Genomic DNA, 24,119 nt, shown 5'->3' with positions numbered 1-24,119 from the left:
CATCAGATGTATTGCATGATGCTCCCGAGCGGACCTATGGCTCAGATCACTCCGGTCATCGTCGGCGGCCTCACCGCCCCGCACCGGGTGACAGCATGGAAAGAGGAAGCGAGTTTCGATGAAGCGAATCGGCGTGGATGTGGGCGGCACGTTCACCGACCTGGTCCTGTGGGACGACGACGGGACGGTCACGGTGCACAAGACACCGTCGACCAACCACGATCCCTCGATCGGCACGATGGACGGGATCGGGGTGCTCGCCGAACGCGCGGGCATCGACGTCGCGGACATCGAGATGTTCTTCCACGGCACCACCGTGGCCACCAACATCGTGCTGGAGCACAACGGCAGTGACGTCGGCATGATCACCACCGACGGCTTCCGGGACATCCTGCACATCGCGCGTAAGAAGCGCCCCCTGAACTACTCCAACTACCAAGACCTGCCGTGGCAGAAGTGGCAGCTGGTGCCCCGCCGCAACCGACGGACCGTCGCGGAGCGGATGGATGCGGCCGGCAACGTGCTGACGCCGCTCGACGAGGACGCCGTTCGCCGCGAGGTCGGCCTGCTCCGCGAGCGTGGGGTCGAGGCCATCGCGGTCGCGTTCCTGCACGCCTACCGCAACCCGGCGCACGAGCAGCGGGTCCGCGAGATCATCGCCGAGGAGTACCCCGGTGTGTTCGTCTCGCTCTCGAGCGACGTCGCCTCGCAGTACCGCGAGTACGAGCGGTTCTCCACCACGGCCCTCAACGCCTTCGTCGGTCCCAAGACCTCCCGCTACATCGAGAACCTGGCAGGCAAGGCCAAAGACGCGCAGGTCGGTGAGGACGTCCACCTCATGACCTCCGCCGGCGGTCTCGTCACCTCCCGCAGTGCCAGCGAGGTCCCCGTCTCGCTGCTGACCAGTGGCGTCGTCGCGGGTCTGCTCGGCGGCTGCTTCATCGGCAAGGCCTCGGGATATCCCAGCGTCATCACCCTCGACGTGGGTGGCACCTCCGCCGACATCGGCGTCGCGCCCGATGGCAAGCTCCGGATGAAGCACCTGCTCGACACCCGCATCGGCGACTACCACGCGATGGTCCCGATGGCCGAGGTCGACACCATCGGCGCCGGCGGCGGCTCGATCGCCAGCATCGACGAGGGCGGCATGTTCCGCGTCGGCCCGCGCAGTGCGGGCGCGATGCCCGGACCGGCCTGCTACAACCGCGGCGGCACCGAACCCACCTCGACCGACGCCATGGTGGTCATGGGCTGGCTCCGGGAGGACAGCTTCCTGTCCGGCACCATGGAGGTCAAGACCGAGCTCGCCACCGAGGCCGTCAAGACCCACATCGCGGACAAGCTCGGCGCCGATCTCGAACACGCCGCGATGGGCATCTTCCAGATCCTCGCACACTCGATGACCGAGGCCATCTCGCTGCACTCGGTCCGCAAAGGCTATGACCCCCGCGAGTTCTCGCTCGTCGCCGAGGGTGGCGCCGGGCCGCTCTACGCCTGGCAGATCGCCGAGCATCTGGGCATCCCGCGCGTCATCGTGCCCGGGCACCCGGGGATCACCTCGGCGGTCGGCCTGCTGACCACCGACGTCCGCTACGAGGTCCCGACCACCGTGTGGACCTCGTCGGCCGAACCGGACCTGGAGCTGCTGCGTCGCGAGATGGACCGGCTGTCCGAGCAGGCCGTCGCCCAGCTTCGGGCCGACGGCATCGCCGAGGACGCGATCACCCTCGAGCGCAGCGTCGACTGTCGTTATGTCGGACAGGGTTACGAGCTCCGGGTCCCCGCACCCGCCGGCGACATCACCGACGAATGGGTCGAGCAGACCGCGGCCACCTTCCACGAGGTCCACGGTCGTACCTACTCGCAGCGCTTCGACGACAAGCCGGTCCAGCTGGTCAACATCCGCGTGACCGGGGTGGGGGCAGTCGAACACATCCGCATCGCCGAGATCGAGAAGGGCGGCGCCGACGCCTCGGGAGCCGTCAAGGCCACCACCCGGGCGCTGTTCTGGAAGAACGACTCGGCCGACCCGGAATGGGTCGACACCCCCATCTACGACCGCGCACTCTTCAAGGCCGGCAACACCTTCGACGGCCCCGCGATCGTCCAGCAGTTCGACTCGACGACCATCGTCGGCATCGGACAGAAGGCCACGGTCGACGCCGTGGGCCACATCATCATCGAGAGGAGCGCCTGACATGGCGAAAGCTCTGATGCCCACCGACGGCGTTTCGCTTGCCGCCGAGGCCAACCGGACCTGGAACACCGTCGAGGTCGATCCGATCACGCTGCGCGTCATCGGTGGTGCGCTCAACTCGATGGCCAAGGAGATGGCCCAGGTCCTGTACCGGATGGCGTACTCGAGCCTGATCCGCGAGTCCGAGGATCTCGGTGCCGGCATCTTCGACGTCAACGGCCGGGAACTGTGCGAGTCGGATTCGACTCCGATGCACTGTGGTTCGATTCCCGCCTACATCCGCGGCGTCAACCGCAAGCTCGCCGGGACCTACAAGCCGGGCGACGTGATCCTGCACAACCACCCGTATCACGGTGCCGCGCACTCCCCCGACTACGGCGTGATCATCCCGATCTTCTGGGAGGGTGAGCACATCGGCTTCGCCGGCTGCACCGGTCACGTCTCCGACATCGGCGGCAACTTCCCCGGTCTGTGCATGGACGTCGTCGACGTCTGGGCCGAGGGCAAGCTGATGGACTCGATGAAGATCTACGACGGCGGCGTCCGCAACGACATGCTGATCCAGCACATCCTGGACAACGTGCGCACCCCGGAGCAGAACCGCGGTGACCTCGAGGCGCTGATCGCCTGCTCGCGCATCGGTGAGAAGCGGTTCGTCGAACTGCTGGAGAAGCACGGGCTCGACACCGTCATGAGTGCCGCCGACCGCTGGATGGACTACTCGGAAGAGATGCTCCGCAGCCGGATCCGGCAGATCCCCAACGGGAGCTACGAAGCACCGATCGGCTACCTCGACGACGACGGCAAGAACCGCGGTGTGCCGCTGAAGGTCGCGGTGCGCGTGCAGGTCGAGGACGAAGACGTCCTCATCGACCTCACCGGTTCCAACGACCAGGTGCCGACGGCGTTCAACGTGCCGTTCGAGGGTTCGGTGCTGCCGGTCGCGGTCAGCGCGATCCGCACGATCCTGCTCGACGAGCACCTCACCGAGGAGTTCGTCCCGCAGAACGACGGTTGCTTCCGTCCGGTGCGCGCCTACGCGCCGGAGGGCACGATCTTCAACCCGGACTTCCCGGCGTCGTGCTTCGCGCGCTTCTCCCAGGTCAACCGCATCTTCGACTCGATCAACCTGGCGCTCGCGCCGGTGCTGCCCGAGCGTGCGATCGCCGGGTCGTCGGCGGCTCTGTGCGCCATCGCCTACTCGGGACTCGCCGAGGACGGCGAATCGTACTGGGTGTACATCGAGATCAACGAGGGCTCGTACGGTGCGCGCAACGGCAAGGACGGCATGGACGCCGTCGACGCCCTGATGGCCAACACGCGCAACAACCCGATCGAGGAACTCGAGCTCAACCACGCCATGCGCGCGGAACGGTACGAACTCCGCGACGAGGCGCCTGCTCCCGGTCAGTGGCGCGGCGGCATCGGCAGCGTGCGGACCTGGTACATGCAGACCGACACCTTCCTGGGCTCGGAAGCCGACAACCGCACCGACCCGCCGGCGGGCGCCCTCGGTGGCGGCGACGGCGCGTCCGGATCGTTCATCCGCAACCCCGGCACTCCAGAAGAAGAGGTGCTGTTCTCCAAGGTGACCCAGGAGGTCATCCGCGAGGGCGAGCGTCTCGAGATCCGGATGCCGTCGGGCGGCGGCTTCGGCGAGCCGTTCCTGCGCGACCCGTTCGCCGTCCTCTCGGACGTGTGGGACGAGTACCTCACCGCCGAAGAGGCACGCCAGGACTACGGTGTCGTCGTGAACACCGACGACTGGACGGTCGACGCAGCGGCCACCGAGCAGCTGCGTTCGTCGCGGGTGGCGTCCTGAACAGTGACATCGGAAGGGCCGGCAACACTGCCGGCCCTTCCGGCGTGTCCGAAAGCTGTTCTGCCGACGTGCTTTCCGTCGCCGAGCGCTTGAACACGGTCATCTCCTGGGTCCCCGACGAGTTGCGTTCCGATCCGGCTGCGGCGCCGGGTCCGCTGTCCGGGGTGCGGATCGGCGTCAAGGACAACATCGAGGTCGGCGGAGTGCTGTCCACCTGTGGGTCGGAGTATTTCGCCGACCGGGTGGCCGAGTCCGACGCCGCCTGTGTGGGCGCGCTGAAGCGTGCGGGCGGGGTGATCACATCGACGTTGAATCTCGCCGAGTTCGCTGTCGGGGTGACGAGTCAGAACTCGGCGGCGGGTGGTGCGGTGAACCCGTGGAGCCCGTCGCGGGTGCCGGGCGGTTCGAGCGGCGGGTCGGGTGTCGCGGTGGCTGCGGGAGTCGTCGACGTCGCGCTCGGTACCGACACCGGCGGGTCCATCCGCCTGCCCGCCGCGTGCTGCGGCGTGACCGGTCTCCGGCCGTCGGTCGGACTACTCGACATGTCCGGGATCTTCCCGGTCAGTGCGGATTTCGACACCGTCGGTCCACTGGCACGATCGGCCGTTCAGGTTCGGGAGACGTTCGCGGTGCTCGCGGGCGCTGATCCGGTTCCGCTGCGGACCGGTCCGCTGCGGATCTCGATGCCGTGGCCGTTCGTCACCGATGACGTGGATCCGGCGGTGCGGGACGCGGTGAGAGTTGCCGCGGAACTGCTTCGCGAACTGGGCCACAGCGTCGTCGACGTACCGGTCCGTCACAGCGAATCGGCGCAGGACGTCGTGTACACCCTCATCTACTCGGACCTGGCGAAGACCCACGCCGAACGCTTGCGGGACGAGCCGGAACGCTTTCAGCCGGCCACTCGTGAGCGAATTCGGCTCGGCCTCAGCATCTCCCACGACCAGGTCGTCGCTGCTCGGCAACAGCGTGATGTGTTCCGCGCCGGGACTGCTGAGTTGTTCGACGAGGTCGATGTGGTGCTCACACCGGCGATGCCGGGCGACGTCCCACACCTCGGCGGCGGCGACGCCGTTGTGGCGCAGGCGCGTCGGATGGGACAGCTCACGTACCCGTGGTCCCTGCACGACGGACCGACGCTCGCCCTGCCGGTGGGTACCCATCCGTCCGGCATGCCGATCGGGGCGCAGTTGACCGCGGTGAAGGGTGGCGAGGGAACGCTGTTCGCTCTCGCCGAGCAGTTCCAGGCGCAGACGGACTGGCATCGACGGCTCCCGCCGGTCCGGGTCGGTGTGGGCTGAACTCGGGCGGGGCGGGCCTGCTCAGCCCTGGCGTCTGAGCAGGTCCATCTGCTTGTAGACGTCACCCAGGTGGTCGAGGTGGCGTCGCATGAGGGTCATCGCCGTCATGGAGTCCCGCTTCTCTACCGCATCGAGGATGGCGCGGTGGTCCTCGTCGACGCACTTCCAGAAGTCCTCGGGCGCGGCGTCGCGGCTGAATCGACTGCCGATGACGCGGAAGACCGGCACGGTGATCAGGTCGAGAAGCGGATTGTCCGCGGCCCGGAGCAGCACGCGGTGGAACTCCTGGTTGTTCGCATACACCTCCGGACCGATCTCGCCCGAGGCGTCGAAGATGGTGGCGCGCAACTCTTCCAGGTGTGCGTCGGTGTGGCGGTACGCGGCCACGCCGGCGGCCGGGACCTCGGTGAGCTGCCGGACCTCCATCAGTTGGTCGACAGTCACGCCCTCGGCCGCCGCGAGCAGCGTGACCCCGGCTTCGAGGTGAGCGCTCAGTTGACTGATGTCGGGGGTGGCGACAAACGTTCCACCGGTGACCCCGCGCGTGGTGTGGACCAGGTTCTCGCTGGCGAGCGAGCGGATGGCCTCGCGGACGGTGCTCTGTCCCACGCCGAACTCGGCCCGCAACTCTGTGTCGGGTGGCAGCCGGGTACCGGGGGTCAGTTCACCCGCCAGGATACGTACGCGAAGCGCGTCGGCCACGACCTGGTACGCCGGTCGCCGGGCCGACTTATTCGCTTCCGTCACAACATCTTCCGATCGTGGATGGGGTGTGATCCAACTTACCAGATCGGCGAGGCGGAGACGACGCTGCGCCAAGGGTTTTCGGATGCGGCCTGGCGGGGGTGGACCCCGGCGTGGTCAGCTCCGGTACGTCACGCCGGTCGTCGGCGCCCTGCTCGTCGAGTCGACGCCTCCACCTCGGCAATCGCGGAACGGAGCATCTCCGCGAAGTGGCTCCAGTACGCGGCCTCGTCGTCGTAGAACCGGATGGTCCGCGAATCGGCTGCTACCAACCGGGCGCCGTTTGCTCGGCTCTGCCAGTTCTCCCACTGGTCCTCACACACTTCGAGATAACCGGCGAGCGTCGCAGCGTCGTGGTTCTGAAATGCAGCGATCCTGCTCGGCATCGAAGTCCCCTCGTCCCGGTGTCAGTCGTGCACACGCTATGCCGTGGGTACGACAATTCTGAGGTGCGAGCGAAGCGAGCCAACGTCTGCTCCCTGAGGTGCGAGCGAAGCGAGCCACGAAGGGTCTCGCAAGGCGTCTCACCAGGCCCTTCGTGGCTCGTCGCTATCGCTCCTCGCACCTCAGGGAGCAGGGGGTGGGTCGCTTGCGCTCCTCGCACCTCAGGGAGCAGGGGGTGGGTCGCTTGCGCTCCTCGCACCTCAGGGATCAATGGTCATGTCGTTCTTCCGGATTGGGGAGGGATCAGCCAGCACCGATCAGCACGGCGGTACCAAGCCAGACGAGCGCGACGACCTTCAGGACCTCGAAGCCGACGTAGACGAGGTGGGCGTGACTTCGAGGTCCGTCGTGTCCGGCGAGCACTGCGTCGGACCGCTTGGTCAGTGCCGGTCGGACGGCCACCAACTGAACGGCGAGCGCGGCAATCGCCACACCGGCGGTGATCGGCACGGCAGCGCCGGACCACGAGCCCCACACAACCGCGATCAGAATGCCGACCGCCCAGACGATCTCAGCCGCATTCAGCGCCCGGAACACCAACCGGCCGATGCCGAGACCGATGGGCAGAGTCACCCCGGGGGCACGGAACTTGAGCGGCGCCTCGATGAACGAGATGGCGAACACCATTCCGAGCCACAAGAAGGTCAGCGCGGTCACCACCGAGCCCGCGGTGCTCATCGGGCGCCGGTCCGGAGCAGTTCCGGTCCGAATGTCTCGTAGTGAATCCGGCTCTCGTCGACGTCGCGACCGACGAAGGCCTCACGCATCGACGACAGGAATCCGGTGGGACCGCAGAGCATGATGTGAGCATCCCTCTCGACGTCGAGGTTGTCGAGGGTCATCTGTCCGATGCGGATCGCGTCCGAGACGACGTGCGGCGAGGCGCTCTCGTACCACTGGATCAGCCGGCCCGACGGGAGCGAGTCGACCAGCGCAGCCAGCATGCCGCGGTGCGGCTGACGATCCCGCGAACGGTCGGCGTGGAGGACGGTCACCGGCCGGGTGTCGCGCTTCTCCGACAGGGCGGTGAGCAGCCCGATCACAGGTGTGCAGCCGATCCCGGCCGAAGCGAGCAGGAGCGGAGCGTCGTCGTCGGGCAGCACCAGGTCACCGAAGGGCGTGCTGACATCGAGGAGGTCACCTTCGAAGACGTGCTCGTGCAAATGCGCCGACACCTCGCCGGCGAGTTTGACACTGAACCGCCATCGCGACTCCGCCGGCGAGCCCGTGAGGCTGTACTGGCGGATCTGCCGGGCGCCGTCGGCCAGGGGGACCTGCAGGGATATGTATTGTCCAGGTCGGAATCTCGGCAGATCACCGTCGACTGCATCGACGGTCAGCGCGATCGTGTCGGGAGAGACCTGCACGCGGTCGGTGACCCGGACCTCACGCCAGACCTGCCCGGGACCGACGTCGGCGGCGGCATACAGTTCGGCTTCCGATGCGATGAGCAGGTCGGCCATGTCCCAGTACAGCTGATCCCAGGCATCCGCGACGTCGGGAGTGACCGCAGCGCCGAGCACTTCGACGATCGCAGCGAAAAGATGCTCGTGCACAACGGCATACTGATCGGCTGTGACCCCGAGTGAGGCATGCTTGTGTGCGATGCGGTCGAGGATGAAACGCTGGCGACGGACGTCGGGCTCGAGCTGGAGACGAGCGAACGCGGCTATCGAACCGGCAAGGGCCTGCGGCTGATCACCCGACTTCTGGTGCGTGCGGTTGAAGAGATTGTCGAGCAGATCGGGATGCGCGGCGAACAGTCCGCGATAGAAGCGCGGGGTGATCTCCGCAAGCGACCCTTCGACGGCGGGAAGCGTGGCGGCGATCGTCGCGCGTTGGGTGTCAGACAGCATGAGAACTCCTTTGTTCATCTGCTCATCGGGTTGGTGCGCAGGAAGAATGTGTGACGGGTCGAGCGCCGCCCCCGCTGGTTGAGCGCCGCCCCCGCTGGTTGAGCTTGTCGAAACCACCACCGCAGCAGGCGGTTACAGCGTCAGGTCGCTGTGGGTGCGGCAGCTTCGGATACCGGTCCGTCCCGCGGCGGCCGGGACGACAGCGACAGCAACACCGCGGTCGTCGGCTCGCGGGCGAGATCGGCGACCGTCTCGGAGTCGAGACTCTCATAGAATGCGGCGACCGCTCGGGCGAGGGACCCCCGGAGCCGGCAGGCGTGGCGCAACGGGCAGGGCTGTGCGCCTTCGCATTCCACGACCTCGCCGTCACCTTCGAGCGAACGGGCGAGCCACCCGACGCGGGCATCGCGGCCGAGTTCGGTGATCGTCAGCCCGCCGGTTCGACCGCGCCGAGCGTGTACGACGCCGAGTTCCGACAGCCTTCCGACGACCTTGGCGACGTGTGTGTATGGGACCGCGAGTTCGCGGGCGAGATCCTTGGTGGTGAGAGCTGTTGCAACAGAGTCATGTTGACCCGAGACGGCCAGCCGCATCACGACCCGGAGGCCGATGTCGGTGAAGCGCGTCAGTTGCATGTCGTAAGTAGAACACAAATTGGCACCTTAGATGCCAATTAAATGAGGTGACGCCGGTCACGCGAGGTGAGCCGGCCGGCTACTAGTCTGCGCCGATGCGGGCCGCGTGTGAGCGGTCCAGGCGTGGCCGTCGTGGTACCGGTCCACGTCCGGATACTGCGGGTCCGGGTACCAGCCACCCATCCCATTCCGTCCGGCGTCGACAGCCGAGTTCTTCGACTTACGGGACACCAGTACGACGATGCCGACGATCCCGGCACCGAGAACCGCCAGCAGCACGAGCAGGACGGCGAGCATCAGGATGATCGACATGCACGTACCGTACCGAGACCGGCGGGCGGCGCCACCGGGCCGACGCTCCGATTCCGTCGAATGACGGACCGCCAATGGGGTCAGTCTCCGACGGTCTTCACCGTCGTGCCCATGCGTCGCGCGCGGCGGATCATGATGGCGGCGTTGTCGATCGCGGCGCATCCCGGGTCGTTGTTGAAGTAGACGTAGACGTCACACGAATCGTCGAAGGACTCCGACAGACGGCGTAACCAACTGTCGATCGCCCGGGTTCCATAGCTCATCGGTCGTCGAGACGTCCCGTCGTGAAGGCGCAGGTATCCGAAATCGGCTGTGCGCCAAAGAGGGTTGAGGATTCGGTTCTTCCGGTCGGCCCAGCACAGCGCCGCGTTGTGCCGCTCGAGGACCGTCCTTGTCTCGTCGCACCACCAGGACTCGCGCCGGGGTTCGACGGCGACCTGCACCGACGTCGGAAACCTCGCGAGCGTCTCGTCGAGGGCGTCGGGGATGGCGCGGAGAGTGGGCGGCAACTCCGAGGAGCACCGGTCCCAGCCGGCCGTCGAGCCCGGCCGACCGATCGAGGAACCGCTGGACCGGTTCGGCCGGCTCGTTGAGCCGTTTGATGTGCCCCAGATAGCGACTCATCTTCGCGGCCATCCGGAAGTCGGCGGGGACCGTCTCGGCCCAGCGCTCGAACGCCTTCCGCTCGGGCAACCGGTAGAAGGTGTTGTTGACCTCGGCGGTCGGGAACCGCTGCGCGTAGTAGTCCAACCACAACCGTTGCGGGAGCTTCTCGGGATAGAAGGCACCGCGCCAGTCCCGGTACTGCCAGCCGGAGGTGCCGATGAACAGCATCGCGCAACTATCCGTTCGGGACGGGGCTACGAATCCCGTCCACGACGAGTACCCGGTATGCGCGTGGGTGTCGACTCACGGCTCGTGGGTACCCGTCGGTGGCACATGCCAATCACCGAGACGGGAGTACACATGACCAAGCTGGCGATCATCTACTACTCGGCCACCGGACACGGCACTGCGATGGCACAGGTGCTGTCGGATGCCGCTGAATCCGCCGGTGCCGAGGTCCGAGTCCGCCACATTGCCGAAACCCGGGACCCGCAGACGTTCGCCGAGAACCCGGCCTGGTCGGCCAACTACGAGGCCACCAAGGACCTACCCGCCGCGACCGGCGACGACATCGTCTGGGCAGACGGCGTCATCTTCGGGAGTCCGACGCGGTTCGGCAGCACGGCTTCGCCGTTCCAGACATACATCGACTCTCTCGGGGGACTGTGGGCCGAGGGCAAGCTCGCCGACAAGGCCTACGCCGCCTACACCTCCAGCAACACCGCCCACGGCGGGCAAGAGACTACCCTCACCGCTCTCTACACATCGCTGATGCACTTCGGCGGCATCCTCGTCCCGCCCGGGTACACGGACGGACTGAAGTTCGCCGACGGCAACCCGTACGGCGTCTCCCATGTCACGGGTCCGGAGAACAAGAACGAGCTCGACGACGCGACGAAGGCCGCGCTCGAACACATGGCGCAGCGGGTGGTGCGGATCGCGGGCCTCCTCGCTGCCTGATAGTCGTCGCTCACGAGATCCGTTCCCGCTCAGCCGTTTGGTTCGGGCGGGGACGGATCTTGTGAGCGCGCGGTCGCCGTAATCGAGTTGACAGCGAAGGTTCGGCGGTTCACCATCGGTGCTCGTGTCTGTCAGTGTGTCGCCCTCCGGGCGTGAGGAGGTCGTCGGCGTCGTGCGCGCCGACGATTGAGCAGCCCGCCCCGATCGGCGCGCGTCCCATCACGGACCGCGCCGGTCGACTCGTGCTCTCTTCATTTCTCCTCCGACACCTGAGGTGTACACATCCATGCATTCCCTTTCCGATTCCCAGATCCGTTCATCGTTCGTCAACGCCTCGCTGCGCGAACGCAAGAGCGTGACGCTCCCACCCGACTTCGACGAGTTGGATTGGGAGCGGTTGGATTTCGTCGGCTGGCGCGATCCGAAACTCCCGATGGTCGGCTATCTGGTCATCCCGGCCGACGATGGTGTCGTCGGGATCATGCTGCGACTGGGCGGCCGACAGCCTCGCAACCGTCCGTTGTGTTCGTTCTGCGAAGACGTACAGCTGCCGAACGAGGTGGCGTTCTTCAGCGCGAAGTTCGCCGGAGCGGCGGGCCGCAAGGGCAACACCGTCGGGACACTCATCTGCTCGAACTTCGAATGTTCGACGAATGTCCGCGCGAAGCCGTCGGCCATCTTCGCCTCCGATGACGTCGAGACCGTGCGCCAGCAGCGGATTCAGGCGTTACGCACCCACCTCGCCGGCTTCGCCCAGCGCGTGGCGAGCGGAGACAGCCCCTTGGACCCCTCATCCGAAGAACCCACATAACCCCTGGTCCCTGAGGTGCGAGGAGCGCTGCGACGAGCCACGAAGGGCCTGGTGCGACACGTTGCCAAACCCTTCGTGGCTCGCTTCGCTCGCACCTCGGGGAGCGGAGATTTCGACGCTCACGAATGTTCCTTCGTAGCCCACGACGGCCGACAGGCCGCAGATGCTGCAGGTGCTGCAGGTGCTGCAGGTGCGAAACCCGCCGGGCCGGGCACTCGACGGAGGTCGTCGAGGCCGACGCGCTTCGTAGAGCACTCACTCGGCTTTACATCGGCGATAGTGGACCCATGACGTCGCTGTTCATCCGAGCACTGCAGACCCATCAATGGCTCTACGAGCATTCCGGCGGTCTCGTCGGCCACCGACTGCTCATGGGCAACCCCACACTGCTGCTCCGGACGATCGGCCGCCGGACGGGCGAGGCGCGGTGCAATGCGCTCACCTATGCGCGCGATGGCGAGGCCTACCTGGTGGTCGCGTCGAACGGCGGATCGCCGCGACCCCCGGGGTGGCTCGCCAACCTCAAGGCCCACCCGAACGTCGAGGTCCAGGTGGGTCGACGCCGCATCCAGGTCACCGCGCGGGCGACCTACCCCGACGACCCGGACTACGCCCGGCGCTTCGTCCTCGTCGACGAGGTGAACCGCGGTCGCTACGCCGGCTACCAGAAGAAGACGACGCGCCCGCTGGCCATCGTCGATCTGACGCCTCGGTAGGGGCTTGCGTGGCGATCCGATGATTCATGCAGCACCGGGACGGTCTGCGCCGCGGACCCACAGCCGCGCGTATTCATCGATGTAGCTCTGTCCGGACCGCTCACAGATCGTCGCCATCAGTTCGTCTGTGAGGACGCGTACTCGGCCCTCGGTGAGGTCCCCGGACCCGAGGTCGAGCGGCGGAAGGATGTCGATCGTCACCCTGCGTCGTCCGCGTGATCGGCCATCCGTCCGCCCGGTCCCGGTGATCGCGACCGGCACCAGCGGCGCACCGGTGGCCAGCGCTACCCGAACGGCCCCGGTCCGGCCGCGATACATCCGACCATCCGGCGATCTGGTGCCTTCGGGGTGAATCCCCCAGACCCCGCCGTCATCCAGAACCGTCGCTGCCTGCCGAAGCGCCGTTGCCGCACCCAGGCCCCCACGCCGGTCGACGGGAATCTGCCCCATAGCGAAAAAGAACCAGCGCTGTAGGCGGCCGATGAGGCCGCGCCGGTCGAAGTACTCGCGCTTGGCGAGGAATGTCACCGGTCGCCCTGCCGCCAGCGCCAGATAGAAGGAGTCGAGCACCGAGAGGTGATTGGCAGCCAGGATGACCGGCCCGATCGCCGGAAGGTGATGACGGCCGGTGATCTGCGGTCGCCGCCACAGGACCAAGGCCGGGCCGATCAGAACGTAACGACACACCACGTACATCGCCTTGGTTCGCAGTCGCATAGACACTGTCTACGCGACTATGGGTGACACTGTCTACGTGGAGTCCGTCAAAACCAGAAACGCGTTGGTTCACGCCGGCGTCGAGCTGCTGGAAGAGACCGGTTCACCGGATGTCGGGTTACGCGAGATCGCACGCCGTGCCGGCGTGTCCCACGGCGCTCCCCGCCGATGGTTCCCGACGCATCGCTCACTTCTGGCAGCCATCGCCCGCGAAGGCCTGGAGGACCTGTCGTCGGAACTGATGCGCGCGGCCGAGGCCCCTGCGAGCATTCACGACGTCGCATTCGCGTACGTCGCATTCGCCCGCCGTCGACCTGCGATGTTCGCCCTCATCTTTCGTCACGACCTCCTCGAAGGCGGTGGCGCCGACCTTCGCTCCACGTCGCAGCCGCTGTTCACCTGGCTGGTCTCGCTGATCGAGCAGAGCGGCTCTGTCGTCTATCCCGAGTTACGCGCGGCCGAGCTGTGGGTCGGGATACACGGGATCGCGATGCTGTCCTCGACGGGATCACTGGGACTTGCCGCGCCCGGGATCGACGACGCCGAGCTCGTCGAACGCATCGTCGCGAACAGCCTCCGACCTTCTCCCGGCGATCCGGACCGATAACATTCGCCCGGCCCGCCGGTCGGTATCTGGGAGGACATCGCGACGACACTTCAGGAGAAGCATGCGAACGCTGGCGATCACCCAGAACATGACACTCGACGGTTCGATCGAGATGCTGACCAACTGGTTCGACCCGACCGTCGAGGCGCCGGACCTCATGGCCGAATCGCACCGACAGGACGCCGAGGCCGATGCGCTGCTCGTCGGCCGGCAGACCTTCGAGGACTTCCGCGGCTTCTGGCCGCACCAGACCGACGACGCCACCGGGATCACCGACTATCTCAACACCGTGGACAAGTACGTGGTGTCGAGCACGATGACCGACCCGGAGTGGCAGAACTCGACGGTGCTGTCCGGTGACGTCGTCGACGAGGTGACCGCGCTGAAGGAGGCCGACGGTAAGGACATCGTCGTGACCGGGAGTATCAGCTTGTGCCACAGGCTGATCAGCGCCGGGCTGGTCGACGAATACCGGCTGTTCGTCTATCCGACCGTGCAGGGATCGGGTCGTCGCCTGTTCCCGGACGGGATGGAGATCCCCGCGCTGCAACTGATGGAGACCAAGAGCTTCGAACAGGGTGTCTCACTGTTGCGCTACCGGACGGTGTGACGCGTCACGCCGGATCGGATTCGATCTCCGCGAGAGCACGGTCGCGGATCGCCGCGAGATCCATCCCGTAGGTCGGTCCGTGCGACCGCTCGTATTCGTCCAGGTGCGCAGCGGCGCGATCGTAGAGGCGTCGAGCCCCGACGGCGTTGCCCCGACGATGGTGCGTGAGACCGACGCAGAGCTGCGCAAGTCCCTGCCACAACGGACGTTCGTCCGGCGGACACGACTTCCACCGGGTCTCGAACACCTCATGCGCGGAGAACGGCCGACCCTCCTCGAGCAGCTGCCACGCGTAAGCGATCGTCTCGTCGGGCGGCAACGGTTCTTCGGACACCGGTTCGACGCCCTGTGCGCCATACGGCAGCGGCCGTCCCAGCTCGTCACGCGGCCGGGCCTGGCGGGCGCGACCGTCGGGGTCGCGGTCACGGTCGTCGGACACGGCGCACCTCTCTGACATGTGCTCGCTTGTGCCGGTAAGCCCAACGCCTCGGCTGTGAGACTGCGTAACGACGAGCGGACAGCCGGACGATACCCAACTTCCTACGTCGGAAACGAGAAAGGTCAGGTCGCTGTGCGCAACCTGACCTTTGAAATAACTCGTGGTGTGGTGTGCAGTCCGTGCTGGCTGGCCAGCCACCAAGCCAGCGATGGGTGTCCGGGGAATTTGTCCCTGACGTCCGGAGAATTTTCGGCAGTCGACGACGGACACCCGATCGCATCGCATGCTCGCTGAGTAGCTTGCTGAGAACTGGTCACGGGCGCTCGCACACCCAAGTACCTACGGCTCTTCGGGCGCTCCGCGCTGATCTCACGAGGTCATCGCAGTTGAGGTGCCGGAATGTTCGGAGAATTGCCGCGTGGTGGAGACGCCACGAGGGGTGGTCTCCGGTGGAGACCACCCCTCGTGGGTGTGAAGTTGTTGACGTGCCCCTAGCTGCGGGCGGCTCCGTAGCCGGGTCCTGCCCTAGGTCGTCGGCGAGTTGCTGCCACCGTTCGTCGATGGACTCGAAGTCTGGGATGCCCCGGTGTTTGAAGCCCTGGATCGTAAGCCAGTTCACGACCGCGAATGCGACCGCGATGGTAATGCACACGACGGGCTCACGCCGGGCCCGTACTTGAGGTGCTCCAAGCCGGTGGATGGGCGCCGTCGGACGAGGTCGAACCGCTGCTCGGTGAGCGCGCGATAGGCCTCGTAGGTGATGGCGTGCATCCACGATCCCGGAACGTACTGGGAGTGCTGTTGCCGCTGAACCTGGTCGTCGGTCAGGGTGACGACGGTCGCTTTCTGTCGGCAGCACCGGTATACGGGTACCTCGGGGCCCGGGTCAATGAATGGCAGATCGTCACGACCGTCCGTCGCCGGGTTGAGCCAGCGTGCGCATCGGACGTTTCCGAGCGCAGCTGGGCACGTGAACTTCTTTACCATCACCCGCTTGCCGTCACTACCTCGAGTCGGTCGGCCCCGACGCTCCCCGGCTTCGTAAGCTCTGCGATTGACTCCCATCACCATCGGCATCATCCGCTTGAGACGCACGTCATGGGCCTCCCACGCGTCCTTGTCGAGGATGGTGCGCAGGGGTCGAATCATGCGCCGACCGTTGTACAGTTCGACCGCGGCCGGACAGTAGAAGTTGCCTTCGATTTGCGTCGGTCCGGGGGCGATCTTCCGGTTCGCATCGGTCGGGTCGACGGCAGGCAAGACCAGCGACTTCCAGTTCTCCGGATAGCGGAAGATCGCCGCGTATCCATTGGCGATTTGCCATGTGCCCGAACCTTTTTTGAGATATCCCATGTCGGCGACGAGTAGTGGACGGCGGGCGTTTGCAGCCTTGGCCCGGGTATCGAAGCCAGCCTTCCGGTGGAAGCGAACCGCCTCGTCAAGACCTTCCAGCGACCCAGAAGTCGGTTTGTGGATCGAGAGGCCCGTGAATAGTGGCGGAACGCTGTGTAGGGCGCCGGTCGGTCCTACCGATGTCACTGCCGTGACTTCGATGCCCCAGCCGCGCTTTTTCGCGATCTTGTTGCCCTCGGAATCGAGTCGGTGGCGGGAGTCGCGCCGGTAGTAAGCGCCATAGTATGTGGCTGCTCGTTTCCGCTTCTCGTGGCGAGTGAAGTCAGGTGACGGGCCAGCGAGGTCGACGACCATGCCGTCGACAACAAGGTCACCTCGACTTCCCTGCCGACACTTGGGATCGATCCACGCGCTGACGATAGCGTTAACGACTTCGGCGCGGCGCTCGCCAGCGAGTTGGTAGGCAGCCAACTGGTCGGGTGTTCGCCTGCGTTCTATTGCACGCGCCTCTGGCACGCTGATGCGGCTTGCTGGTTGGTCGGGTCCGGAGTCGAGACATTCCAGTTCGGCGTCGAGCCATCCAGCGAAGCTCTTGTAGGCCGGCTCGAAGTTGCTGCGCATCGGTTCGAGGGCCTTGTCGTCGATACCGACCTCAGCAAGCTGCGCGGCATCGAAGTCCAGCAGGGTGCGGAAGGTACCGGTGATCGTGGGCGGCTGGGATAAGAGGCCCCGCACGATCAGCGCGGTCTGCCAGCCCAGGATCGTGTAGGGCAGGCGACGCCGCCCTCCTTGCGATGGCCTGCGTTGTTGCCTGTTCCACCCGGTGATCAGTTCAGCGATTCCCGATCCTTTGGCCATCGCAAGAGCGGTGGCGAACGTCTGAGGAGAAGGTGCGCAGGCCGGATCGAAGTGCCGAGGATGTATTGCCATGGTGAAGCCTTTCGAGAGATTATGGGTCGGCAGAGCGACTGACGTCGCGCGCCAGATTCGTGTAAGTGGTTAGTGCTCAGCTGTTTTCGTGAGAGTTGTCTCGATGGTGTGCGTCCCTCATGGCCTTCGTGAGGTGCGTGAGCGAGGGCGTGGGGCCGGTCACGATGGCCCGGACACCTCGGATGTCGATGATGTTGGCGACCGCGCAGAATTCGTCGAGCTTGAGCGTCTTCGCCTGGGTGACCATCCACCGGTTGCGCAGCGCATATGGATTGACCCTGCACGACACGCCGCGGTCTCTCAGCTTCTCGTTGACCCTGTTGACAGCATTCTTTTCAACTTCCGGAGACTCTCCGAAGGCCATCAGCCGGCCGGCCCCATCACCGACCTCGACGTCGATGTGTACGCCGTGGAGGAAGATGGTCTCCGCGCGCCCTATCGGTGTCGACCCGCCAAAGGGAACATCTCACTGCGCGAACTCATGCGCGATGCCCTATCTGAGAGTCTGAGCGGAGGTCTCGACGCCATCGGGCAGCAGGCGGAATCGATGTACTCAGGGCTCCCGCCGGGGTTCGGATTCGGCTCCCAAAGGTCGCAGCTCGGCCAGCTGGGTGGCTACGGCTCCATGATGTCCAGCCACCTGATGAACTCCCCTCAGATGTCTCAGGTGATCCAACACGTTCAGCAGCAGATGCTCGACCAGTTCCCGCGGGTCATTCCGGCAGGCCAGTCGTCAGGTGTGCTGTACGTGGTCGACGGCGACGTCGAGGTCCGCGCCGACATCCAGTTCGCCGACGAGGTCGGAGCGCTCTGGCGCCGCCTGTTTGGAGAGTCACCAGAACCTGTGCTCGAGGAGAGCTAGAGCGGGAGCAAGTATCGTGCCCACCTCCAACTGGCGCTCTTCATGTCGGTGTGCCCTTCGATCGACGCGACGGATACCCCAATTGTCAGGCTCACTGCCGAAGCAGCGGTTCGGCGAGGTATCAGTATCGCGCACCGTGTAAGACCGTACGATCTACGCAGGCAGATTCCGCCAGGAAGGAGGCGTCATGGCTGGCCTAGGCGAGCACATCACCGCGATGGTCCGCAATCACGCGGCAGGCGACGACGCAGCCTTCTACTCAGTCGCACTGCAGATCGCTGCACGCGAGGCACGACAGGGGCACCACGTCCTTGCCACCAACATCAAGGAAGCGGTAGACGCGTCCCGTGAACGCGCGCCCCTCTCAAACGTCACCTCGCTTCCGCGAGTTCGTGGCGAGTTGGCCGAACTGGTCGAGGCGTCACACCCTCAGGTTCACCTTCGTGAGCTGGTAGCTCCACCAGAGCGAACTGCACAGATCAAGCAACTGCTCGCTGAGCAGCGTCAGCGAAAGAACCTGCTTGAACATGGGTTCGCACCCGCGCATCGTTTACTCCTTGTAGGTCCGCCAGGAACCGGGAAGACGATGACCGCATCGGTCCTTGCCACTGAGCTGTCGCTGCCGATGTTCACCGTTCGTCTGGATGGTCTGCTCAGCAAGTTCATGGGTGAGACCGCAGCGAAGCTACGCATCGTATTCGACTCCGTCGCGGCGGAGCGGGGCGTCTACCTGTTCGATGAGTTCGACGCGCTAGGCGCCGACCGCTCGGGAAACGACGTCGGCGAGGCTCGCCGAATCCTGAACTCTTTTCTTGTATTCCTCGAGAACTCGAGTCCCGAATCGATCGTGATCGCGGCCACAAACCACCGCTCCATCCTCGACAAAGCGCTCTTTCGGCGCTTCGACGCGGTCCTGGACTACACCCTCCCGGACGCTCGACAAGCCACAGCGGTGATGCGAGCCAGGCTAGGCTCCCTGGTCCAGAAGGGCAGTCTAACGAAGCTCGGCGACTACACAGAGGGACTTAGTCACGCAGACTTGGTGAAAGCCGCAGAGTCTGCGGCCAAATCGGTCCTGATGCGAGGCGAGACGATGGTGGAGCGCGACGATCTCATCGCGGCACTCACTGCTCGGCGATCGGCCACCATTGGCTGAACAGGACCAGCCGCTCGACCACCTCTACGTTCAGGGATACACCACAGCTGAGAGCTTCGATCGCTACTCCGGCGGTGGGGGTGGCGGATTCAAGCGCCGGAGCGTAAATCGGGACTTGCACGGCGCTGCCCGCAAGCAAGAGCTGACTGACGCATTCGATGAACTCGATAGCGACCGCGACGACTTCGAGCTTTCCGACGATGAACTCGAGTCGCAAGGAACGATCCTCGTTCTCGAAGGCGAGAATGTGTCGTACCCGCTGAAGCTTGACTCTCTCAACCGGATGACTACCCACACAAGGACTCCGAAAAGGCCTCGCTGGCTGCTACTTTCAGTGAGGCCAGCGACAAAGGACACCCCGGAGCGGGCAACCGTGTGGGTGGCCGACGAGGACCGCGCAGCGTTCATGAAGCTGTTCGAGGACTACCTCAGTGGCAGCACCAAGACTGGGCAGCCGCCAAATCAAGACCTCGTCGCCAACATCTCACGAATCCGCAAAGCCATCCTCGCCGATCTGTGGACGTCTGACGGCGAACCCCCGGTGCACGGGCAGCACTGGTGGGAGCTTTGGCTCGACACTTCGGGCGGTGACTTCGAAGCCATCAAAGGGTTCGTGAGTGCCTACGAGCTTCGAATGCTGCCTCGGTCGATCCAGTTACGTGACCGCTTCGTAGTGTGGGTCGAGGCCACTTGGAGCCAACTCGAACCACTGCCATTCACGGTCGTGCCGCTGGCGGAGATCCGAAAGCCGGAATTCATCGAGACGATCGAAGACCTACCCGCTGCTGAACAGGACGAATACGTCCAGGACCTGGTCGAACGCTTGAGCACGGCCGACGGTAGCGCACCGGCAGTGTGTCACCTGGACACAGGTGTGCTGCGCAGCCACGTGCTGATCGAATCGTCCCTCGCTCCCGAGGACCTGCACACCATAATCGGCGCTTCAGGAGCGGACACGGACCCCCGGGGTCACGGCACGTCGATGGCTGGCCTTGCGCTGTACGGCGATGACTTAGACGCGGCGCTGCAGAGTAGCGAGCCTGTTCAGCTCCGCCATCGCCTCGAGTCCGTACGGATGAAACCCGGTCCAGGCGAAGCCCGGATCGATCCCTTGGACTACGGGAGCGCCACGGTCCAGGCAGTGGCACTCCCAGAGATTGCCGCTCAACGCCGGCGCGTTTTCGCCCTCACACTGAGCACAAGGTCCGACAACCCCGGCGACCCGACGTTGTGGTCCGCTACAGTCGATGCCCTTGCGGTTGGCACCGAAACCACAAGGGACGGAAATCGATTCCAGCTAATCTCGGAGCCCGACCCCACCATTGCGCGCCTTGTCGTCGTAGCTGCGGGCAACGTCGACTCCTACGCGAAGGACTATGCCGACCACTCCGACCTTGCCGCGATCGAAGATCCCGCCCAAGCATGGAACGCGCTAACGGTTGGTGCCTTTACCAACCTGACCGAATTGCCCCAACATCCGCAGTACGCGGGGTGGTCAGTGTTGGGCGAGGCTGGTGGCCTGTCGCCACACAGCCGTACATCGATGCGGTTCCGGCACCGCACTGCACCGATCAAGCCGGACATTTGCATGGAGGGTGGCAATGTCCTCACCGACGGTGGCCAGATGTTCGAAACCAGACTCCCGGGCCTTTCACTGCGGTCGACCGGGAACACAAGTGACATCGCCCTGACCTCAGCGAACGCCACGAGCGCCGCAACCGCGCAGGCGGCACGCTTGGCCGCGCTCGCAATGGAGAGATACCCCGATTACTGGCCGGAAACGATCCGCGGTTTACTTGCGCACGAGGCCGAATGGACACCGGCGATGGCCCGCAACGTCCAGGCCAATCAGCCCAAAGCCGCTCGGCTCGAACAGCTTCGTCGCTACGGGTGGGGTGTCCCAACAGAAAACTCCGTCCTCAACTCATCACGACGGGCAGTTACGCTCGTCGCGCAGGACCAGTTCGTGCCATTCGATGGCAGAAAGTACACAATGCGCCGCTTCCGGCTACACACGCTCCCATGGCCCACAGAGGCCCTCGAAGAACTCGGGTCAGCGGCGGTCCGGCTTCGGATCACGCTGTCGTACTTCATCGAGCCGTCAGCATCGCGACGCGGATGGCGGCAGCGGTACGCCTATCCGTCTCACTCGCTTCGGTTCGACTTGCAGGGAGCGCTGGAGAGCGGCCAGCAGTTCGTTTCTCGAATCAACCGCAACGCTCAAGCTCAAGAAGCCGGTCGCGCAGGCTCAGGAACAACCTCCGAAAGATGGCTCCTCGGCGAGCGTCAACGCCACCTCGGATCGCTGCACCAAGACGAGTGGCATGGCACGGGAAGTGAATTGGCGCAATGTAATTCAGTCGCTGTTTACCCGGCTGGCGGCTGGTGGAAAAACAACAAGCGGCAGGACCGGATCGACATGCCGGTGCGGTACTCGTTGATCCTGTCGCTCAGGACACCCGAACAGGGAGTTGACCTGTACACACCCATCGCGACCCAACTGCAAGTTCCGATCGCGACTGCGATCGCAACGGACTGACTCAGGCCCCACAGCCGTACCTCACCGGTGGATAGTCATCCACCGGAACAACGCGCGTACCGCGCCTCGCGCGTGATGGAAACGCAGTGGTGTGCATGCGCTCACCGCCCCGCTGACTGCTCAATCCGCCATCCACCCGTGAGTCTCTGTTGTTCCGGTGATGTTCCAAGTAGGGCTTGACAGCGCGTCGGGCATCGCCAATACTCAGTTCCGGAACATCACCGGAACAACAAGGTGGGCGAATGAAGTTTTACACCGCAAGCAAGAGTCGCACCCAAGGGAGAGAGTCCTGGTCCGTAATCTTCCGACATCCTGCGCGTCTGGATGTTGCGACGGGCAAGACAGGTCGGCGCGTTCGGCGCGGCCTGGGCACCCGCGACGAGCTGGAGGCAACTAAGCTTGTCGAACAGTTGAACGAATTGCTTCGCAATCCGGAACTCTGGGAGATCACGTCCCGTGCCACTGCGATAAGCCGCTTTGACTCCCGCGTGGTTGACATCTTCTACGAGGGAATGGAGATCGCAGAAACCGATTACGCAAACCTTCGTGACGAGTTGCTGCCAATACCGGGCAGCGACGAAGGCTACCGCACAGTACAACTGCTGGGCACCACTGGTGCCGGAAAGACGACCGTCGTCCGACAAATGCTGGGAACCGATCCGGACAATGAACGCTTTCCATCGACGTCAACCGCGAAGACGACGGTTTCCGACACCGAATTGATCACCACCGCTGACGAGACATACAAGGCCGTCGTGACCTTTGTTCCCCGCGACCAAGTGATTGACTACCTAACGGAGAACGTCTCCGAAGCGGCGCTCGCTGCCTTCAGAGAGCGCTCCGACGACGAGATCAGAAGGCGCCTCCTAGATCACATTAATCAGCGGTACCGGTTCAGCTACGTACTCGGGCGGGGCGCGCCGCTGGCAGACGCTGATGACTTCGACGATGATGACGACGACGATCATGAGCTCGCCTTCGACCCCAGTGACTTTGGTTCAGTCGATCTTGAAACAACTAATAAGGTTGTGGCTGCGGCTATTTCGTCAGTGAAGTCAGTCGTTGGCCGCTACGCAGGTCAACTTCGCTCCATTGAGACCCAAGCTGAACAAGATGAGCGAGTCCTGGAAGAAGTGATCGAGGAACGACTCGACAGCGATCTCCGGCAGTCCGAAGAGTTCCATCTCATTGTCGACTCACTCATTGACGAAATCGAAAAGCGTTTCGCTGCCTTAAGGCTCGGCAAGGTAACGCGAAGCCGACAAGGGTGGCCAACCACGTGGACATGGGAGTCCGCAGATCGGTCCGCCTTCATCACCCAGGTGACGCGGTTTTCCAGCAACTATGCGCCTCTATTTGGAAGCCTTCTGACCCCACTGGTCAACGGAATTCGAGTGTCCGGCCCCTTCCAGCCCGACTGGGTCTCCGAGCCTATTCGACTAGTGCTCGTCGACGGCGAGGGACTCGGACATACGCCTAGGTCCGTCGCGACCCTGTCTACTCATGTTGCCACTCGACTACAGGAGGTCGATGCAATTCTCCTCGTCGACAATGCCGCGCAGCCTATGCAGGCCGCTGCAGTGGCCGCTCTCAAAGGAATCGCGGTGTCCGGCAACGCCGGCAAGCTCCACACCATTTTCACGCATCTCGACCAGGTCAAAGGCGACAATCTGCCTGGATTCACCGATCGTAAACAACACGTCCTGGCGTCGGTCGACAACGTGCTCAAGTCCATTGGCGACGAACTTGGCCCTGCCGCCGAACGAATCCTGCGGCTCAGAGTTGACCAGGCCAGCTTCTTCGTGGGCGGAATTCAGGGCAAGCTAGATGCAAACAAGAAAGCTGGCTCGCGCTCGATCGCGCAACTCGATGCTGCGCTAAAGCTACTCGGGCACCCGGAACTAGCCGCTGAAGCTGGTCCTAGCCGGCCGGTATTTAACCGTATGAATCTCTCGCTGGCGGTAACGGAGGCTGCCAAGACGTTCCATGCACGATGGCGCGGCACTCTGGGGCTTGATTTCAATCCCGACGCACCCAAGGAGCATTGGACTCGGGTGAAAGCTCTCAGCCGTCGCCTCGCCGAGGGCTGGGACGACGAGTACGGGAACTTGAAACCGGTAGCTAACCTTCGCTACTTCTTGCAGATGCAGGTCTACCTAATGCTGCAGCAGCCCGAGCGATGGATCGGCGGGGAGCCAAGCGATGACGAGAGGCAGGCGATCGTCGACTCGCTGTCCCACGCCATCACAAGTCGGCTTGTGGAACTGACACAGCGCCGACTACGCGACGAGGTTCGGCAGGGTTGGCAGACTGCCTACCTGCAGAAGGGGCCGGGATCGACATTCGAAAGGGCCAAAATCATCGCGACCGATGTCTACGATCGCGGTGCGCCTATCCCGACGGTGAGCGCTTCGCCAGATCAGAACCGATTCCTCCGGGAGGTTGCCGCTGCGGTGGAGGACGCGATCCAGGAACTCGACGGGACCCTGGAGTGAGTTGGTC

21 protein-coding genes and 1 pseudogene are annotated in these 24,119 nt (G+C 64.6%); 12 read left to right on the top strand and 10 right to left on the bottom strand.

Annotated elements, in window-relative coordinates:
- The first annotated feature begins 118 nt into the window (after positions 1–118).
- The 3 genes from AS181_RS18720 to AS181_RS18710 all read left to right on the top strand — a co-directional run bounded on the left by AS181_RS18720 (position 119) and on the right by AS181_RS18710 (position 5,320).
- Positions 119–2,197, top strand: coding sequence for a hydantoinase/oxoprolinase family protein (locus tag AS181_RS18720; RefSeq protein WP_058253040.1), 2,079 nt, complete (start codon positions 119–121; stop codon positions 2,195–2,197).
- 1 nt (position 2,198) lies between these two features.
- Positions 2,199–4,019, top strand: coding sequence for a hydantoinase B/oxoprolinase family protein (locus AS181_RS18715; RefSeq protein ID WP_082652975.1), 1,821 nt, complete (start codon positions 2,199–2,201; stop codon positions 4,017–4,019).
- 68 nt (positions 4,020–4,087) lie between these two features.
- Entirely contained in the window at positions 4,088–5,320 is a 1,233-nt protein-coding gene (locus tag AS181_RS18710) for an amidase (RefSeq protein ID WP_231742563.1), read from the top strand.
- A 21-nt stretch (positions 5,321–5,341) separates the two neighbouring features.
- On the opposite strand, the gene AS181_RS18705 is transcribed toward AS181_RS18710, so the two are convergent.
- From AS181_RS18705 to AS181_RS18675, 7 genes and pseudogenes are all read right to left on the bottom strand, one after another.
- The gene (locus AS181_RS18705) at positions 5,342–6,067 is read right to left on the bottom strand and encodes a FadR/GntR family transcriptional regulator (protein ID WP_058253039.1); all 726 of its coding nucleotides are present in this window, start codon (positions 6,065–6,067) and stop codon (positions 5,342–5,344) included.
- Between the two features lie 128 nt (positions 6,068–6,195).
- Positions 6,196–6,450 carry a hypothetical protein gene (locus AS181_RS18700; protein ID WP_058253038.1) on the bottom strand — a complete coding sequence of 85 codons (255 nt, stop codon included), beginning with the start codon at positions 6,448–6,450 and terminating at the stop codon, positions 6,196–6,198.
- A 301-nt stretch (positions 6,451–6,751) separates the two neighbouring features.
- A complete protein-coding gene (locus AS181_RS18695; RefSeq protein WP_058253037.1) occupies positions 6,752–7,186 on the bottom strand; it encodes a hypothetical protein in 435 nt (144 codons plus the stop codon).
- Entirely contained in the window at positions 7,183–8,364 is a 1,182-nt protein-coding gene (locus AS181_RS18690; protein ID WP_058253036.1) for a globin domain-containing protein, read from the bottom strand. The genes AS181_RS18695 and AS181_RS18690 overlap by 4 nt, the downstream gene beginning before the upstream one ends.
- A gap of 140 nt (positions 8,365–8,504) precedes the next feature.
- Complete coding sequence (locus AS181_RS18685) at positions 8,505–8,999, bottom strand: RrF2 family transcriptional regulator (protein ID WP_058253035.1); 495 nt, start codon at positions 8,997–8,999, stop codon at positions 8,505–8,507.
- Positions 9,000–9,056: 57 nt separating this feature from the next.
- Positions 9,057–9,311 carry a DUF2510 domain-containing protein gene (locus tag AS181_RS18680; protein ID WP_058253034.1) on the bottom strand — a complete coding sequence of 85 codons (255 nt, stop codon included), beginning with the start codon at positions 9,309–9,311 and terminating at the stop codon, positions 9,057–9,059.
- 80 nt (positions 9,312–9,391) lie between these two features.
- Positions 9,392–10,145, bottom strand: a pseudogene (locus AS181_RS18675) (DUF72 domain-containing protein).
- 132 nt (positions 10,146–10,277) lie between these two features.
- On the opposite strand from AS181_RS18675, the gene wrbA reads away from it, so the two are divergent.
- From wrbA to AS181_RS18660, 3 genes are all read left to right on the top strand, one after another.
- On the top strand, positions 10,278–10,877 hold the full coding sequence (gene wrbA, locus AS181_RS18670) for an NAD(P)H:quinone oxidoreductase (RefSeq protein ID WP_058253059.1): 600 nt from the start codon (positions 10,278–10,280) through the stop codon (positions 10,875–10,877).
- Positions 10,878–11,163: 286 nt separating this feature from the next.
- Positions 11,164–11,688, top strand: a complete 525-nt coding sequence (locus AS181_RS18665) for an FBP domain-containing protein (protein ID WP_058253033.1) — start codon at positions 11,164–11,166, stop codon at positions 11,686–11,688.
- Positions 11,689–11,975: 287 nt separating this feature from the next.
- Entirely contained in the window at positions 11,976–12,404 is a 429-nt protein-coding gene (locus tag AS181_RS18660; RefSeq protein WP_058253032.1) for a nitroreductase family deazaflavin-dependent oxidoreductase, read from the top strand.
- A gap of 24 nt (positions 12,405–12,428) precedes the next feature.
- On the opposite strand, the gene AS181_RS18655 is transcribed toward AS181_RS18660, so the two are convergent.
- Positions 12,429–13,121 carry a lysophospholipid acyltransferase family protein gene (locus AS181_RS18655; protein ID WP_058253031.1) on the bottom strand — a complete coding sequence of 231 codons (693 nt, stop codon included), beginning with the start codon at positions 13,119–13,121 and terminating at the stop codon, positions 12,429–12,431.
- Positions 13,122–13,158: 37 nt separating this feature from the next.
- Between AS181_RS18655 and AS181_RS18650 the strand changes: the two genes are divergently transcribed.
- Entirely contained in the window at positions 13,159–13,728 is a 570-nt protein-coding gene (locus AS181_RS18650) for a TetR/AcrR family transcriptional regulator (RefSeq protein ID WP_231742562.1), read from the top strand.
- A gap of 61 nt (positions 13,729–13,789) precedes the next feature.
- Positions 13,790–14,338 carry a dihydrofolate reductase family protein gene (locus tag AS181_RS18645; RefSeq protein WP_058253029.1) on the top strand — a complete coding sequence of 183 codons (549 nt, stop codon included), beginning with the start codon at positions 13,790–13,792 and terminating at the stop codon, positions 14,336–14,338.
- 4 nt (positions 14,339–14,342) lie between these two features.
- Here AS181_RS18645 and AS181_RS18640 read toward each other — a convergent pair whose 3' ends face one another.
- Both AS181_RS18640 and AS181_RS18635 read right to left on the bottom strand, forming a co-directional pair.
- Entirely contained in the window at positions 14,343–14,777 is a 435-nt protein-coding gene (locus tag AS181_RS18640) for a DUF309 domain-containing protein (protein ID WP_058253028.1), read from the bottom strand.
- Between the two features lie 615 nt (positions 14,778–15,392).
- Positions 15,393–16,988, bottom strand: a complete 1,596-nt coding sequence (locus AS181_RS18635) for a hypothetical protein (protein WP_058253027.1) — start codon at positions 16,986–16,988, stop codon at positions 15,393–15,395.
- Between the two features lie 205 nt (positions 16,989–17,193).
- On the opposite strand from AS181_RS18635, the gene AS181_RS18630 reads away from it, so the two are divergent.
- From AS181_RS18630 to AS181_RS18615, 4 genes are all read left to right on the top strand, one after another.
- A complete protein-coding gene (locus AS181_RS18630; RefSeq protein ID WP_231742561.1) occupies positions 17,194–17,922 on the top strand; it encodes a hypothetical protein in 729 nt (242 codons plus the stop codon).
- Positions 17,923–18,109: 187 nt separating this feature from the next.
- Entirely contained in the window at positions 18,110–19,078 is a 969-nt protein-coding gene (locus AS181_RS18625) for an AAA family ATPase (protein WP_058253026.1), read from the top strand.
- Positions 19,071–21,617 (top strand): S8 family peptidase, encoded by a 2,547-nt coding sequence (locus tag AS181_RS18620; RefSeq protein ID WP_058253025.1) that lies wholly within the window; start codon positions 19,071–19,073, stop codon positions 21,615–21,617. Before AS181_RS18625 ends, AS181_RS18620 begins: the two co-directional genes overlap by 8 nt.
- Before the next feature lie 242 nt (positions 21,618–21,859).
- A complete protein-coding gene (locus AS181_RS18615; protein ID WP_058253024.1) occupies positions 21,860–24,112 on the top strand; it encodes a hypothetical protein in 2,253 nt (750 codons plus the stop codon).
- Positions 24,113–24,119: the final 7 nt, after the last annotated feature.

Source organism: Gordonia sp. SGD-V-85 (assembly GCF_001456905.1).
Taxonomy (GTDB): Bacteria; Actinomycetota; Actinomycetes; order Mycobacteriales; family Mycobacteriaceae; genus Gordonia; species Gordonia hongkongensis.
Note: the sequence above shows the minus strand (reverse complement) of the source record. Positions and strands in the feature narration are given on the sequence as shown.